This window comes from Bradyrhizobium sp. dw_78 (assembly GCF_018449525.1).
Classification (GTDB): Bacteria; Pseudomonadota; Alphaproteobacteria; order Rhizobiales; family Xanthobacteraceae; genus Bradyrhizobium.
Genome location: NZ_JAAVUS010000001.1, coordinates 761,559 through 777,741, shown reverse-complemented (window position 1 = coordinate 777,741; position 16,183 = coordinate 761,559). Strand labels below are relative to the sequence as shown.

The following is a 16,183-nucleotide window of genomic DNA, read 5'->3' as shown; positions in this document are numbered from 1 at the left end:
ACCATGGATAACGATTGCTCTTTCTTGTCAAGATGATACGGCAGCAATCGATCAATTCCGCCAGTTGAACTTATAGGCCTGCCTGATAGAGATAACACCATCCAGGGAAGAACCTCCTTCAGCCGCGCCGCCCTTCCCGATCGCCGGAAACACGACCGGAAACCGACTTCCCACAGGCGCGTGGGCGGATCTTTTGCCCATCAATTCCCAAGCGTTTCGGAGCCACTCAATGCGAAAAAAAATCAGCCTTGTGACCCCCTGCTACAACGAAGAGAGGGGCATTCGCGAGTGCTACGAAACGGTCAAAGCCATCATGGACGCGGAATTGCCGGATTATGATCGCGAGCACATTTTTTGCGACAACGCTTCTTCGGACCAGACCGTCAATATCCTGAAGGAAATCGCGGCAGCCGATCCGTCCGTCAAGATCATCATCAATGCCCGAAATTTCGGCGTCTTGAGAAACACCTATAACGGCGTCATGGCCGCGACCGGCGACGCCACCATCCTTTTCATGCCAGCCGACTTGCAAGACCCGCCGTCGCTGATCCCGACCTTCGTCAAGCACTGGGAGGACGGATATGAAATCGTATTCGGCATCCGGGCGCGGCGCGAGGAGCCCTTCCTGTCGCGCTCGGCGCGTCATTTATATTATCGCATCATCAGCCGGATGTCTTATGTCGACTACCCAGCCGACGTCGGCGATTATCAGTTGGTCGACCGCAAAGTCCTGAACGCCATGAAGCTGTTCGAGGACGTTCAACCGTTCATGCGCATGATGCCGTTCGAATGCGGGTTCAAATCGATCGGCGTGCCCTACACATGGCAGTCGCGTAAATACGGGTTCTCCCAAAACCGCATTTCAAGCCTGATCGATCAGGGGCTATTGGGCGCGATCAGCTTCAGCACCGTCCCGCTTCGAACTGCTTTCTTTTTTGGGCTATTCATATCCTCGATCAGCTTCGCATACGCGCTTCTCGTCTTCCTGCTTAAGGTTTTTGGCTTCGATCTCGGACCGCACGGCATTCCAACCATCATCGTCGGCCTTTTCTTCTTTGGCGGCGTTCAACTATTCTTTCTGGGCGTGCTCGGCGAATACATCGTTGCGATTTTCAATCAGGTACGCCGCCGGCCCATTGTCGTGGAACGCGAAAGGGTCAATTTCGAGTAAGCGCCAGATGGCCAGTGGCGATCAAACGTGACAACTTCGCCCCCCGTCGGCAGGCCACTTCATCACGCACGGTATTTTGCGTCAGCTCGCGCGCTGTGTTAATCATCATGCAAACGAAGTGCCCGAACGAAAATAAAGCGAAAGCTGATGCTGTTCAACTCCACAGATTTTCTCTTTATTTTCTTTCCAATTATCTTCCTGGTCTTTTTTATACTTGGCGGAATTGGCCTTCACAGACTGGCATCGGCCTGGCTGTTTGTTGCGTCGCTCGCCTTTTACGGCTGGGACGACCCCTATTTTCTTATCCCGCTCATACTCGCTTCCATCACCTTCAACTACTTCGTCGGCCGTGCGATCGGGGCAACGCACAAAGGCTCGACACTCGCCTTCGGGATCGTCGTAGATCTTGGATTGCTGGCATATTTCAAATATGCAAATTTCATCGCTGAAAACCTTGCATTCCTGGGCGCACCGCCGCTCCACATCGCGCTGCCGATCGGCATCTCGTTCTTCACATTTACCCAGATCGCTTTTCTTGTGGACTGCTATCGCGATCAGACAAACGAATATAACCCTCTGCACTACGGGCTCTTCGTGTCGTTCTTCCCGCACCTGATCGCGGGCCCAATACTTCATCACAAGGAGATGATGCCGCAATTCGCGCGCCCGGAAACCTACATTCTCAACTCGGCCTCATTGCTGACCGGCCTCTGCTGGTTTGCTGTCGGCCTTTTCAAAAAGGTCGTCCTCGCGGATGGCATCGAGCCACACGCCAGCGCCGTCTTCAGTGCGATCGATCACGGTCAAATATTGAATTTCGTGGAAGCATGGTTAGGAGCGCTGGCCTATGCTCTTCAACTTTATTTCGACTTCTCAGGCTACTCCGATATGGCCATCGGTTTGGCCCTGATGTTCGGCGTCGTTTTTCCCGTCAACTTCAACAGCCCGTATAAGGCCGTATCCCTGATCGACTTTTGGCGCCGATGGCACATGACCCTGTCGCGCTTCCTTCGCGACTATCTCTATATCCCATTGGGCGGAAACCGGCTGGGCCCATTGCGACGTTATCTAAATCTTTTCGTGACCATGCTTCTCGGCGGCATCTGGCATGGCGCAGCATGGACGTTCGTGGCATGGGGCGCCCTTCACGGGCTTGGACTTCTAGTCAATCACGCTTGGCGCTCTACCCGGCTTCAGCTTACCCCCATCATCGGATGAGCTATAACCATGATTTTCGTCGTCTTCGCGTGGGTGCCGTTCCGGGCCTCCAGCCTGAAGTCAGCCGTGGCGCTCTGGAAGGCGATGCTCAGATTCCACGGCGGCGGTCTCGCCGCCCACGCAGTCGGCTTGACCTGGGTAATCGCACTCATCGCAATAGCGCTCGCGCTTCCCAATACGATGGAGATTTTCACGCACAAGGGCGAGATGACTCCTCCAGCTCGGTACACGTGGAAACCAACCGCACAATGGGCAGTATTCGGAGGCTTAGCTTTCGGCGCGAGTCTGGCCGCCATTCTCGGTGGACAGCCCACGACATTTCTATATTTTCGCTTCTAGCAATGCGCAATTTCCGTCTCTTCCTGTTGTTCACCACGACAGCCCTGCTGGCTCTCGCAGTAAGCCCATTTTTGTTCTGGGCTCCGAAAGTGCTGGCATGCCGGGTCGATTTCGATCCATCAACTTTCCTGGCTTATTGCAATGGCAATGGCTACGGCGACTACGAACACGGCGCACTCTTCTGGAATCTTGAGCCCGACGCGGTAAAATCTCTACGGGCCGCTCGTATTCTCTTTCTTGGAAACAGCCGCGTGCAATTTGCGTTTTCGACTGACGCTACCCGAGCTTACTTCCGGGACAAGAATATCCCCTATTATCTCGCCGGGTTCACCTATTATGAGAACATGATGTTCATGCTCCGGCTTATGGACAAATATCGGCTGCACCCTGACGCCGTTGTAATCAATTCCGACACCACGTTCTTCGATGAGAAATTGATGTCGACCCCCGCGGCAATGTTCAGACCGAGAACGGAATTGTTGTTCTGGACGACATTTTACGGCTATTTATTGAAGGGTGGTTTTACACGGATTGTGCGACCAATTTGCTCGCAGTTGCCCTTCGTATGCTCGGAGACGCTGCAAACGCTTTGGCGCAAACGAGAAACGGGCGAGTGGATGTGGCGCGATACATTTGCTGAAGCGAATAGGTCACTTCCAATCAATCCAGCCGCCCGCTCACCAGCGCCCGACGAATCAGCGATGCAAGACTATGAAAAGGCCGCCCAATTATTCATCGGGAGCCTTGGCCTACCTCGTCATTGCATCATCCTTACAGCTATCCCGAATAGCTTGACCACAGACGAACCTATTGCAGATCGCCTGGGAGCCCGCTTGCAACTTCCGGTGATCATACCGCACGTAAATGACCTTGCGACAATAGACAACAGCCATTTGAACGGGCCGAGCGCCGACCGCTGGTCGGATGCTTTTCTGCGTGAATCTGCTCCTGCGCTCGACCGTTGCCTCGCAGAAAGTAACAATCAGACGGGTGGTAGAAATTGACGCAGGCAGACGCAAAAGAAGACCGCGCAACCGAGAATTTTTCTCATTGGCGCGATGTGACCCTCTTGGTGTCCGCGCTTGCCGTCGTCCACATTCCTCTGCTGCTGAACGACGGCCTGTTTGGCGAAGACTGGCTTCTTTTTGAGATCAAGCCAGGATATCCAACACAACTGGATTTTCTGCTCCATGGCGCAGGCCATCCATTTCTCTATGCCTATTGTGCAATTGCCAATCTATCGGGCCATCCAATTGCATTCATGAAAGCCCTCGCGTTGACTGGCATCTTGGTCGGTGCCGCAAGCCTACGGAGCTTTCTGCTGCACCTGCGCTGGTTTTCCGGCTTTGAAGCTACCGTCTTCGCGTTTTTGGTATGGAGTTACGCCGGATACGAAGATTGGGCGACCAAGCTTACAGCTACCTACATCTTCAGCATGGCGTTGCTTTGCCTGGGACTTAATATCCTCTCCATTCTGATACGAAACAAACGTCCAAACCTACTAATGCGTTTATGTGGTCTTGCTTCAATTTTTTGCAGCTTTTCACTTAATTCCATGATTTTCGCATATGGGCTTGGGTTTGTCGCTCTCCTCCTCGGAGAGCGGTCCGATCTCGGTAACAAAAGGAGCGGAAAATGGAGCAGACCTACAACGATAGCATTGCGTTTCGGCGATTTTCTTGCCGTACCCATCGTTTACTGGATCTCGATCAATTATTTCTTTCCGAAGATTGGTCCGTATCAGCAATACTATTTGATCAGGATTCCGACCGGCGCAGAACTTCTCTCAAGGCTAAGAGATTTTTGGCAATGGGGTTACGTTCACCTAGTAACATCAGGCCTCTTTATTATAAGAACGATGCCGAAATTGCTGCTGATTTCGTTTTCAGGTGCAGGAGCGATCGTATTATTTGCAAGCGGGACAGTGAAGCGTGATTCCGATGGGATATCCGAGCTAAGGTCTGCTGCCTGGTTGCCCCTCTTCGCTATAGTGGCGTTTGTCGTGTTGGCGGCCCCCTATATCGTTTCCGGCATAAGTCCCACCGGGCAGTTCTACGAGTCGCGTCACCTCGTACTTTTTGGTATACCGCTGGGACTAGTATCGATAGCTGGATATCGCATTGTAGCCGCCGTCTCAGCTAAAGATGCTGTTGGTCGCGCCGCAATAGGTTTAGTGATCGCCCTGAACCTCTGCGCACTATGGAATAATTACCTCTTTCAGCAGGCAAGATGGCTTCGCCAAGCGGCGCTTATCGATGACCTTCGGCGAAAATATCCAGAACCGCCCGCAGCCGTATTCAACTTGGTTGACGGTTTTGCCGATCACGGCCATGCCCTCTTTGGAATGACGGAGATAACCGGCGCCTTGCATACAGCATGGGATGCAAGGCCGCTTTTTGGCTTCTGCCGCAGAGCTGAACGTTCCACCATCCTGCAGGAAATGGAGCCGCTTGTGAACAAGGAAGGAAGCGCGTTCCGTGACATGGATATCTGGGGTCCGCAAGCCACGATCGACTTCGTTCCAAATCCACCAATTTTGACCTATTATGCGCTTTCCCTCGCCTACTATCGCGACCTAGTTAGCGTTAGCGCACACGACACCGAGTCGCTTATCGATACATTAGCTAAAGTAAACGTACAGGTAAGCCCGATCACCAACTTGGCGCCGCGAAGCGCCCAATAAGGGTCTCCTCGCCCCCACAGCTTCCCGGGGAGACGATGGGCTAAATGAACCAAGCGCAGAGCGTTGGTCTGGCGCGTTTTGCAAGATGCCGCCCAGCTACTCGACCGCTGCCTGACCGAGGAGCATCGTCATAAGCCGGACGATCAAGGAAATTGACGAAGGCGCAAAATAAGATTCTGCAGCGATAAGACAACGAGACTTTGGGTGCCTACCGCATTCTCTGCCAAAACGATCATCCTATCAGGAGAGGAGTTGCGTCTCTTCCGGGGATCAAGTTCAAACTACGCCGCCTTCGCTTCATCACCGATCCATTGATCAGCCCCACCCGGTATCACAGGCAAACTCCGGGATCTTCGGTATTTAAGAAATACCTGTAACAGCGTCCTGACGGCCGGTGTCGACCGCATCATGATCCAGCTTGGACGAAATTCTCTTGCCGGATCTTCCAAGAAGAACTTTTATTGCTGATGCAACCTGACGATACCGACGTTCAAAAACGAAGGCGAAGACAATTGCCAAAACGTTCGACACAACAATGCCGATCAACGTTCGCGCCACCGATGCCTGAGGGAAAAGAGCATAGATAACCCTAAGGATCGTCAGATGAATCAGAAACAGCGAAAAAGAATAATCAGCAACCAAGGTGATCAGCTTACCGAGCCGCTCCGGAATCAATCTGACCGCCTGTGAAACAACAACGATGCTGAAAAATGAAAATATCAGCATCGGATATTGCCTAATGTTCCAATCGTCACCAGGCGTCCGTTGACGTATCCAGACGATAAGACAAACCAGAAATGCAAACACGAAAAACGGAGCGCACTCTCTATAGCCGCTCATTGACCTCACCGTGAAATACGACGCGAAGCCGAGCAGCCAAAGAACAAATAACGCATGATCGGATTGGGCAATACCTGCGAAGTATGCCAATGGCATCGTTGAAAAAAGAACTGCGACGAGAAAGCAAAGAACCATATTCTTTCGCCGAAGCAAAAAATAAATCGCTCCTACAAAAAAATAGATATGAAACTCGACAGCGACCGACGTCAAATGACCAGCCGTTCCGAAGGTTGAAACCCTCCAGCAGCACGGCACGTTTTGCAGCATCACCAGGTTGCCGAGGTATGTTCGCAAATTTGTCGGGTCACCCCGCATCTCTATGCCGTATCGTTCGGCAAGAACCGTAACGGCACCGATGAGAAGCAATGCGGGGAGGTATGCCGTGTATATTCTCGCGACACGTTCAATACCAAAATCGATAAGACCGTAAGATTCCAATCCTGATTTTGTATCCAGCGTGTACGCAATCAGAAACCCCGACAAAATAAAGAACAGAAGAACGCCATCATTCGGAACAAACGTGTAACCTGTACGGCCGAAATTCATCGCATGCCCAACACAAACCATTTGAGCAGCCATCGCACGCAATAAATCAAGCGTTACTGACGTATCATTCTTTGATCTGTCGAGGCTAAACACAGAATCTCGCCCCTTACACTGCTGACTTAGGATTAATTTCGCTATTGGGCGGCGACTGCAGAACATTCGCCAGACGCTCGGCGCATAAAAGTCCTAACCCACCCAAAAATGGACCGAGAAGACGTGTCTCAGTGAAATCAGCGATCAAGAATACGATCGACAGGTGGACTATAGCAGGCAGTAGAGCAATCGCTGTTGTGCGCGAAACCCCGAGCGGCCGGGTAACAGCAAGAATCATAAATAGCGGAGATGCCAAGCCTATGGCCGTCGTGAGCCCTGAAATATTACCCCACGGTTTCGCAAGGTAATCTCCATGAGTTATTAGGAATGATGAAAAATCCGGAGGAACAGGATTTAAGGAGATCAACATCTGCGGGACAACGATTGAAATGATGATCAACGACGCGAATGTCGTCCATTCCTTGGGCGATGGCCATCGTTTCTCTATCCACGAGATTCCCAGGACGGCAAACGCCGTTGCAAACACCAGGTCGGTCCGCATAAAGCTCATAACAATGCCAGAGATAATCGCGGCAACAAGACGTCCGGACGCTAACAGGAAGAGTTGCCACAAAAAACCACCGGCGAGGAACATTCCGCCCATCCGGCCGCCCCCCAATACAAATGATGCCTGCCCGAAGAATGCGACGGTAAACATATAGAGCCACGCGCCGACAGGCGACACAACAACCGTAGCCAATGCAAACGCCGATATTAGCGTCGCTGAATCGAACATATAATTGATGGCAATGTGCGTGACATAGGTCGATCCTCCTGTTTTGTCATCTCCGAGGATCCAGACATATACTTGGACGATCCAGGCGATCATCGGCCGAATTACACCCTCGACAACATTGTCCGTCAGATAGGAAATTTCGTGATCGAGACTAAATTGCATTTTCTCACGAAGAAAATTTGCCTCGTTGCTAGCAATGGACAAGGCCAAGCCGCAGCAGACCAACAGGCCGGCCATCATCGGTTTAAGAAAATACCTTCGAAAGAAAAACAAAATTGCAAACGGAAGAAGCCAGTCAATCACATCTATTGTTCTATTTATGACGATCCACGAGATGCCAGTCAGTTCATGAATGCGTCCTGACTGACGATCGGCGGTAAACCACAGAATTACTGCGATGTTCGATACGATCCAAAAGCCGAACAAAAGCTTGAGCGTAGGCGTTCGCAAATCAGTATCCTCAACAATCAGACGTCGCCGTATCCATGCTTGCGGGGTAGTTGTACTTCAAGGGTGTACAACGTCAAGGCTTGTCGGTAGCTGCGATCCGCTCGATGCGGGATGTCGCTTGAGGGCACCAGCAAAGCCCAACCATCAATGCTGCAGAATGCCCGCAAGGTTCATGTGCGCTGGACGAGAGTGTTCGATGCCCAAGAGCGTTCTGTGATTGTCGTTGGAGCGCTGCAGGTGAAGGCTCCCTAACGTAACCCCCTGGCAGGTCGTGACGGTGGTCGCCCTGCCGCCAAACGGTTTCAGGAAATCGAAAACCCTGCTCCCGAAAATGTCCACAACAGACATCTCTCGCGCACCGAGCGCAGGGATTTCGCCAAACTCCCTTTCGAGTTGCTCCCCATCCTCTCGTATCAAGATGGAAGCGGGATGCGCCGTTACCGCATATTCGGGATCGGACGAATGGTTGATCAGCATGAGGCTGCTCACGACATCCCTCGTCGCAATTATCTTCGGATTGATGCCCGTGAATCCGACGTGAGCCTTGAGTCTGCCCTCGTTCAACGGCCGGGCGAATGCACCAGTACGATAGATTGCGACGTTATCCTGATCGATGTAAGTCATCGAGAAGCTTGCCGGCGACGAGCGATAACCGTCCATCCGGCCTCGCGACATCACAGCGACGACGAGATAATCCTCGACCGGCAACTTCAGGTCTTTCAGAAGCTTGGTGAAGTCGACGTCAACGGAGGCACCTGGCTTGTAGCTCAAGGGAAGCTCATAGCTCGCACGATACTCGCCATCACGCGAGAGAATATGAAGCCTGAAACGCAGGTTCTTGCTTAAGCCAGACATCGCCAGACTGCCCAGCTCCGGGACCAGATCCTTCACCGTTTCGAGAAAGTTTTTTCTCAGGCTGCCCGCGACAAGGCTTCGGAGATACTTGATATCGACCGGTCGATACCAGGCGGGGATGGAAAATCCCATCCGGCATTCAAGCCCCGAAAATGTCGGGAATATGAATCTCGGCTCATAGGGCCGCCAGGGGCTTGAAGGAAATCGGCTCACCGGACCACCCCTCCTAAAAATGATGCAGGCTAAACTTGCCGTTGGCAAATTCGTAATAGCTGAACGGGCTTGCGATATTTGTGCCCTTGAATTCCATCGCAAAACTGTCGGCATGGCCAACGAGACGCCGCGCATCGGGAAACAAATCCAGGGTACTTATACGGCAAGCTCCCATCGGTGAAATGCGGGGAAGCGTCCGCTCGGCTAAAACCGTGCCGTCCAATGCAACAAGCGCTGCCGTTCCCACGGCCGCTCCATCCAGAGCTAGGCACGGGTTGACAAGCACAACACCGGACCATTCCAAGAAGCGGGCCAGATAGGTTTGAACCCACGCGGAGGTTGGAAAAGACTCTGCCGCAACCGGCTCGCGCTCATGCGACAACGTAATCGCGCCGTGCCGCGAATAATATTGTGCATAGTAGCCGGTGGTAACCTTTTTGCCCGACCGGACCTTCGCCTCGTGCTTCGGCATCAAGGTCATTGCCACCGTGCCCGAAACGTTCGAACTGAGGTCAGAAGTGTTCAATTGCAACTGCCCATTCAGCCCTAGATCTTTGTGAAAATAACCTGTCTGGTTACCCGCACCATCGAACAACCAAACATGGGCAGCCGCTTCAGGGTGCTCTTTCAGGAAAATCGAGAAATAATTGAAGGCGCATACTTCCGTCGTGACGATTTCATCGTTCCGGAGGTAAAGCACCGCAGGAGGATACCCACGGGTGACCGCTTCATCGATCGTCAAATCACCGGACATTCAGAAAACCCCGCATAGGAAGGTGCCGGCGCTTATCCGATTCCATTCCATATCCGCGCAGACACCCACGGCAAAGCCGATCTTCGGCATTCATCAAGACGTTGAAGTCCCGCAGCAGAAGGCCTCCTTACGCTCAGACACATCGAGAATCAACCGGGAACGACGGACCATTGCTTGCCTGTCTAAAGCGGGGCGTGACAGGTCCGTTGACAGCGAATATCCAACGGCGGAGATCAGTCCAAAGAGACCAAAAACGCAATACTACCGGCCAATTTGGGATTCCAGAAGCCGGGGGCAACGGAACTCTGCGCGTCCCCTCATCGGCGTCGCTACAACGGCCGTCAACATACGGCTGACCGCCTTGGCGGCTTAACAAGCTTTGGGGTAATTCCGGGACGAAAAAAGTGCCTTTAGGGATAACCACCACAAGAGCGGAATCACGTGAATACTTTATAACACAGATAGCGTTGCGACGACGGCATCCAAACCCGCCATCGGGCGAAATCTGAACCTTGCGGCTCTGGGCAATTCGCGTGCCTGTCAGCCCTCTCGGGATCATGGATATGTGGATCGGCACGATTTTGTTGACGTTGCTTTTCTTCCTGATCTGTCTGGGGTTCGGATTGTTCATCCTGGCGATGTCATCAATCGCCGTGATCGAAAAGTCCCACCTGACGAAGCTCGAGATGATCGTGCTGGGGCTTACCATTGGTGGCCCCGGCACCAGCATCTTCCTGCAACTGCTTTCTCTCATTTATGAGAATCTGTATGCCGATCTCGGCATTCTTCTGCTCATTTCATTGGCGGGGTTCGCGGCAACCACAAACATTTGGCTTCCGCGCCGAGAAGATCGCGACGAACTCGCGCTATGGGCTACGCTCTCGATCTCGGCAGCATTGATAACTTGGTGGTGGTCGTTTGGCGCCTTTTCCGACTTCCCCTTCGGCGACATCGGCGCGGACGTCCACTGGATAAAGACCGCCCAGGAATATGCCGACACTGGAATAATAAATCCTTATGCAAGCCAATCCTACCCTGACCTTCGCTCAGCGCTCGCTGGCGCCCTCTCCGGCACGTTCGGCCTCGACCTGTTGCAATTCAACTGGTCCTATCGTTACTTTTCGATCCTTTGTCTGATGATTTTTTTCTATTCGATCGCCGATGGACTGTTCCTCGATCGTCACAGGAAGTGGTTTGCTTTCTCTTTTGCGGCCGCAACCAACACACTCGGGCTATTGACCAATGGCAGTCTGGCGGTGGCAAGCAGCTTCGTCTTTCTGAGCGCGCTGATCAAAACCGGCGCGAAGACGGATCGATCGAAGGTTCTCTCCGTGTCCACCTTGACTGCCGCCGGCGGCGCATTCTTATCCATCCTATCCGCTTTTCTCCTCAACAATAATGCGCTGATGCTGGCGCTGATGGCCGCGGCCGCGCTGGCCTTTAACGTTCTGAACCGGAGCGGAAACATCGCGAAGAAGATCGCTTCTAACGCGTTTGTAAGCGTCATGTGGTCCATGGCGCTAATGCTCGCTCATCGCGGGGCTTACCTGTTTGTTCCGATCTCAATCTTCGGGTGGCTTTTTTACATTGGCGTCGTCAATGTTATTTCCGGTTCGTTCTTACGATCGAAAAAAGCTCTCTGGATTCTGTCACTGGCACTTCCATCCATTTGTATGTTGGTGCTGGCCAACGTCGTGGCCACACGTCTCGGCTATATTCCCGCGGTGCGAGGCGACGAGTTCTTCTCACACATCACACTCCTCGTGTTCGGAAAGCCGATCGAGCCCGGGGACGATATGGTGCTCGGGGCCGGATCAGACGTCGCAGCGATAGAAATCAGCCGGGCAATCGGGCCGCTCTTTGCTGCGGGAATCGGATTGATGATTGCTTGGTGGTGTGCCACCCATCGGCCTGCGCGTTTGGCGCAATCGATAAACTCGCAATCCCAGGGCAGAAACATTGCCCTACTGTTTTGGTCGTGGATCTCTGGTTGCGTTCTTTGTATGGTCGCCCTCTCCGGCTTCCCATTTCTGTATCGCATCGCTTTCATCATATCCGGCCTTTTCACAGTCACAGCGACCGAGTTATTTTTTCAATTATTCAAGGATCCGATCGCTGCTAATTCGAGCGGACGACGGATCGTCGCTGTAATTACCGCGGCTGTTGTGGCGGCACTTGTCATCGGCGTTTACTCGTTTAGCTGGACACCAAACTTGGGATATAGCGGATATCAGGCGATGCTGCGGCCCTTGGAGATGACCGGCGTCGCCTTGGTTCTGCTTTCCGCCACCCTCACATTCGCACCGGTTCGCCGGCTCCAGATCTTCGGTCTCGCCGTGGTCATCGGCCTCAGCGTCGTCGTTGATCGATCGGGAATTTCTGCGCTTTTCAAGGTTTATAGCTACGGCCAGCTTCCGGACCATGCGACAGCGGTTTCGCATTACGACGCAAGCGATCTGAAAACGGCCCTCTGGCTGCATAACAACATCCGCGATTTCGTCATTGTTTCGGACCCGTACACCCTGGGGTTCGCGGAGGCCATCACCGGCGCACCTGGAATCTACCTCTTCTCGAATCTCGATACCGTCAATGAAATGACCGCAAGCCGGGTCAAACGTGTCATTTCAGCGATCACGGAGACCACCAGCGACACGGGGGGTCAAGCACTCCGGGCCTGCAAGTCGCTGTTCCCACTCCTGGCAAGCCTGAACGAGGAAATTCGGGCGCAAATATCTGGCAAAAATCTCGCTCAAGGCGTTCTCAAGCCGGTCAAGCCCACGGAATCCATCGATGAAAGGCAGCTACTGGAAAAAGACATCCCGCACAGCGGGGCCGACATCCTGCGCCAAATGCAAGTCCTCAATGGCGCAGAGAAGAAATGGAATATAGTAACGATCGTCAATCCCCGAACCATTCAATGGCTCCATTTGAACAACAGCGAACGGCTATCCTATTTTCCGATCGACGAACCGCTCAAAGAAGTCTCGAAGGCGTTGGGCGGCGGACCTTTCCGCACGCTTTTCTCGGATAACCAAAATGCGGTCATCCTGATTGAATGTACCAAGGACACGATCGGTTCATACGGCAAGGCGTTCTAGCTATTGCCTAACGTAGTTGGGGATAGCAATAAAATGACTCCACAGCACGTAGGAGGAACCCAATCGCGCTGTCATAGCCTTGATCTCTACTCCTCTGTTCCGGCAAACGATCGTCGACACCAGCCAATTCGAACACGACAGCGCCGCACTGTCCAAACGATTGGTTTTTGATATGCCTCGGACACACGCTCTAACTGACGACAACATCGAGATTGAGCTGACTGCTGCGTCGGCTGCCGACTGCCGCGCGGCGTATTGCGCTATCGCCGATCGAATAGAACAGCGGCACAACGTTCTGTTCGACCAAAACGCAAAGGTGTTGCAAGCAGCTATTGACGATTACCGGGAGCGATCTATCCAGCTCAAGAAATGGGAAGACGGAGACTTACAATTGGGTTCTCAGTCGTCCGCCGGAAAAGATTCGAAATCTGGGCTTGGCATAGCCTGGAACGATACCAAGGAGCGGCTGCGTCGCCTTGAGGCAGTCAAGCTTCTCGTAACAAGAACTATGTTCCCTGCAGAATCCGAAGTTTATATGAACGGGCCTCTGTCACACAACACGGTTCGGCTATCCGCTCTCGCGGGGCTCGCCGTCGTTCTTTCCTCGTTGCTGCTTCTGCTGGGCCTAGAGCTACGCCGATCGACCGCAAGGAAACCGGAGATATGATCTCGACAGCGGAGCACATCGCCGTTTTGTGCTCGGGCCTCGCGTTTTTACTTCTATTATTTTACATCGTTAGCTGGCGGCCTGTAATATTCGTCAGTTTCTTTTTCATCATCTTTACCTTGGCGTGGCGAACGTTGGCCACGATCTATACTGGCGGCTCGCGCACCATCTCATCTCCGAGTATGGAGTCCTTTTTTTCATTTTGGATCGGATTGATGTTTGCTGCCGGATATCTCCGCGAACATAGATTTCACGTCCGCATGGTTGCTCTCTTGTGCGCCATGCTGGCATATTCATTCCTGACTGGAAGCCGATTTTCGGCGTCCTATAGTTTGTGCAGTTTTTTCATTTTACCTTGGGCAGCCGTGCTCGCCGCACAGCCGCGACTTGCGGATCGTTCGTTTTCCTGATTGGTCAGACCTTTGTCTCACACAGATCGCGCCTCGTTGGCGTCGGTTTCGTTATCTCCCTGACGATGGTGATCTCTTTCGCGCTGTACAACAACCTTACCAATGTCAGAGGTTACGTAGGCGACCAAGTCTGGCACGAACTCTTTGAACGGGTATTGATTCAGCCAAGCGAGATCGGGTGGGCATCATTCGAACGGGTTTTCGAGAGCGGACAATTCGAACCCTCGGTAGCCTTCAACTTCCTGTTTCAAGATCCAATCGATCCGAACCGAAATACGACAATTCAGTATTTAATGTTCGCAACCATTGGCGAACCTCGGACCACCGATCAGGTGTTGACGGGGTTTCAACTGGCGGGCGGCTTTCCCGAAATCTTCTTCGAACTGTTTGGGTCATATCTGGCGTGGCCCTTCTTGCTTGGCGCCGGTTGCATTGCAGCAGCCCTGACCGGCTACGTTATCAGGGGAACAATGCTTGGCCACTATGCTTCGGCCCTCTTGGGCGTCTATGTCTTATACGGGTTCTATGTGATGTATATCGAAGGCATGCTGAATTTTGTAATGCCGTGGACCTATTGGGTGAAGGTGGCAGCATTTGCCCTGGTCTTGGCTATCGAGCATAGCCTGACCAATGGAAGGCTATCCCTGGCGCCCGAGAATTTGCTTACAAAATTGAGATCAAAGGCTTGACTTCAATGGGTCCGCAACCCTTTGGTAAAATACAAACCATCGGGCCCAGGCCTGACGGCGGCAAGGACATACTGTGCTGAGACAAGCCGTCATTCTGGTCGGAGGACTCGGCACGCGGCTCGGGGAGCGGACCAAAACAGCGCCGAAGCCGATGCTGCATATCGGCGGACGGCCGTTTCTCGATACGCTGATCGATGAACTGGTACGCTACGACCTGTTCGATCAAATCCTGCTGCTTGCCGGTCATAAGGCCGAGAGCATTCGAGCGAGGTACGAAGGTGCCGTCAGGGGGCGTGCATGTCTTACCGTTTCGTTGGAGCAGACCCCGCTGGGAACCGGCGGCGCACTACTTCACGCGAGAGAGTTGCTGCAAGATCGCTTCCTGCTTCTCAACGGCGATTCGTTTTTCGACTTCAACATTCTCGATCTTATTTCGCGCGCAGGCTCCAGTCTCGTCCACATGGCGCTGCGCGCCGATGTCGCCGGTGACCGGTATGGCCGCGTTGTGCTCGACAACGGCATGATCCGTGCGTTCATCGCACCGGGTCAGGGTGCAGCCGGCCCCGTCAACGCCGGCATCTACGTCATCGACCGGTCGATCATTACCGAGATCAAACAGCTCCCGGCCTCGCTTGAGCAAGACGTTTTCCCCGCGCTTGCCGCCAGGGGCGCCATGAGCGGGACAGCCTATCGCGGCTATTTCATCGATATTGGCATCCCCGAGGATTTTGCGCGCGCCGACAGCGAATTGAATGCACGATTGAGAAGGCCAGCGGTGTTTTTCGACCGCGATGGCGTGCTCAACCATGATTCAGGCTACACCTTCGAACCAAACAAGCTGCAATGGATCGAGGGGGCCAGGGAAGCGGTGAAGGCGGTCAATGACGCCGGATATTTTGCCTTCGTCGTCACCAACCAGTCAGGCGTCGCCCGGGGCTTTTATCAAGAAAGCCACGTGCAAGCCCTGCACCGCTGGATGGCGGACGAAATGGCCGTGATCGGGGCTCATATCGACGCCTTCGAATATTGCCCGGATCATCCCGACGGAACGGTAGAGCGGTATCGCCGCGTCAGCAAGCGGCGCAAGCCCGCCCCAGGGATGATCACGGATCTGATGGCCCGCTTTCCCGTCAACACAGCCGACAGCCTTCTGATCGGTGACAAGGAAGGCGACCTGCAGGCGGCGCGGGCGGCGGGTGTGCTAGGCTATCTCTTTTCCGGCGGTAATCTTGAGGTCTTTGTGAAACGACACTTGCCCATCAGGCCCGATTCCAAGCCAAAATAGCTTCTCCGACCCGCCTCGCTGGCTCCCTCAGGATGCGGGACAGCCCCGAACTGGCCAGATTTCAGCAACTGATCAAGGCTTGGTTGCGCCCGGCAACCGATGTGCTATAGCGCCATCGCATTGCGAACACTTGAAT

Annotated in this window: 13 protein-coding genes; 9 read left to right on the top strand and 4 right to left on the bottom strand. The window is 53.4% G+C overall.

The annotated features are described in order from the left end of the window. Positions 1-229 precede the first annotated feature (229 nt). The 5 genes from HB630_RS03515 (at position 230) to HB630_RS03500 (ending at position 5,411) form a co-directional block, all read left to right on the top strand. Complete coding sequence (locus HB630_RS03515) at positions 230-1,171, top strand: glycosyltransferase family 2 protein (RefSeq protein ID WP_213770075.1); 942 nt, start codon at positions 230-232, stop codon at positions 1,169-1,171. 147 nt (positions 1,172-1,318) lie between these two features. Beyond that, positions 1,319-2,389, top strand: coding sequence for an MBOAT family O-acyltransferase (locus HB630_RS03510; protein ID WP_249780620.1), 1,071 nt, complete (start codon positions 1,319-1,321; stop codon positions 2,387-2,389). A gap of 9 nt (positions 2,390-2,398) precedes the next feature. Further along, complete coding sequence (locus HB630_RS28255; protein ID WP_249780619.1) at positions 2,399-2,728, top strand: hypothetical protein; 330 nt, start codon at positions 2,399-2,401, stop codon at positions 2,726-2,728. 2 nt (positions 2,729-2,730) lie between these two features. Continuing rightward, entirely contained in the window at positions 2,731-3,732 is a 1,002-nt protein-coding gene (locus HB630_RS03505) for a hypothetical protein (protein ID WP_213770074.1), read from the top strand. Further along, on the top strand, positions 3,729-5,411 hold the full coding sequence (locus HB630_RS03500; RefSeq protein ID WP_213770073.1) for a hypothetical protein: 1,683 nt from the start codon (positions 3,729-3,731) through the stop codon (positions 5,409-5,411). Before HB630_RS03505 ends, HB630_RS03500 begins: the two co-directional genes overlap by 4 nt. A 360-nt stretch (positions 5,412-5,771) precedes the next feature. On the opposite strand, the gene HB630_RS03495 is transcribed toward HB630_RS03500, so the two are convergent. The 4 genes from HB630_RS03495 to HB630_RS03480 all read right to left on the bottom strand — a co-directional run bounded on the left by HB630_RS03495 (position 5,772) and on the right by HB630_RS03480 (position 9,898). Beyond that, positions 5,772-6,890 carry an acyltransferase gene (locus tag HB630_RS03495; protein WP_213770072.1) on the bottom strand — a complete coding sequence of 373 codons (1,119 nt, stop codon included), beginning with the start codon at positions 6,888-6,890 and terminating at the stop codon, positions 5,772-5,774. A gap of 13 nt (positions 6,891-6,903) precedes the next feature. After that, positions 6,904-8,076 (bottom strand): hypothetical protein, encoded by a 1,173-nt coding sequence (locus tag HB630_RS03490; protein WP_213770071.1) that lies wholly within the window; start codon positions 8,074-8,076, stop codon positions 6,904-6,906. Between the two features lie 144 nt (positions 8,077-8,220). Continuing rightward, complete coding sequence (locus tag HB630_RS03485) at positions 8,221-9,063, bottom strand: hypothetical protein (RefSeq protein WP_249780618.1); 843 nt, start codon at positions 9,061-9,063, stop codon at positions 8,221-8,223. 94 nt (positions 9,064-9,157) lie between these two features. Continuing rightward, the gene (locus tag HB630_RS03480; RefSeq protein ID WP_213770070.1) at positions 9,158-9,898 is read right to left on the bottom strand and encodes a hypothetical protein; all 741 of its coding nucleotides are present in this window, start codon (positions 9,896-9,898) and stop codon (positions 9,158-9,160) included. A 563-nt stretch (positions 9,899-10,461) separates the two neighbouring features. Between HB630_RS03480 and HB630_RS03475 the strand changes: the two genes are divergently transcribed. The 4 genes from HB630_RS03475 (at position 10,462) to HB630_RS03460 (ending at position 16,047) form a co-directional block, all read left to right on the top strand. Further along, on the top strand, positions 10,462-12,996 hold the full coding sequence (locus HB630_RS03475) for a hypothetical protein (protein WP_213770069.1): 2,535 nt from the start codon (positions 10,462-10,464) through the stop codon (positions 12,994-12,996). A 79-nt stretch (positions 12,997-13,075) separates the two neighbouring features. Next, positions 13,076-13,663: a hypothetical protein gene (locus HB630_RS03470; RefSeq protein ID WP_213770067.1), complete on the top strand. Its 588-nt coding sequence runs from the start codon at positions 13,076-13,078 to the stop codon at positions 13,661-13,663. 334 nt (positions 13,664-13,997) lie between these two features. Then, positions 13,998-14,762 (top strand): DUF6418 domain-containing protein, encoded by a 765-nt coding sequence (locus HB630_RS28595; RefSeq protein WP_213770066.1) that lies wholly within the window; start codon positions 13,998-14,000, stop codon positions 14,760-14,762. A 73-nt stretch (positions 14,763-14,835) separates the two neighbouring features. Further along, positions 14,836-16,047, top strand: a complete 1,212-nt coding sequence (locus HB630_RS03460) for an HAD-IIIA family hydrolase (protein ID WP_213770065.1) — start codon at positions 14,836-14,838, stop codon at positions 16,045-16,047. Positions 16,048-16,183 lie beyond the last annotated feature (136 nt).

Excerpts from the sequence above, each read along its gene's own strand:
- HB630_RS03515 (WP_213770075.1), top strand. The coding sequence starts at position 230 with ATGCGAAAAAAAATCAGCCTTGTGACCCCCTGCTACAACGAAGAGAGG.
- HB630_RS03510 (WP_249780620.1), top strand. The coding sequence starts at position 1,319 with ATGCTGTTCAACTCCACAGATTTTCTCTTTATTTTCTTTCCAATTATC.
- HB630_RS28255 (WP_249780619.1), top strand. The coding sequence starts at position 2,399 with ATGATTTTCGTCGTCTTCGCGTGGGTGCCGTTCCGGGCCTCCAGCCTG.
- HB630_RS03505 (WP_213770074.1), top strand. The coding sequence starts at position 2,731 with ATGCGCAATTTCCGTCTCTTCCTGTTGTTCACCACGACAGCCCTGCTG.
- HB630_RS03485 (WP_249780618.1), bottom strand. The coding sequence starts at position 9,063 with ATGGGATTTTCCATCCCCGCCTGGTATCGACCGGTCGATATCAAGTAT.
- HB630_RS03480 (WP_213770070.1), bottom strand. The coding sequence starts at position 9,898 with ATGTCCGGTGATTTGACGATCGATGAAGCGGTCACCCGTGGGTATCCT.
- HB630_RS03475 (WP_213770069.1), top strand. The coding sequence starts at position 10,462 with ATGTGGATCGGCACGATTTTGTTGACGTTGCTTTTCTTCCTGATCTGT.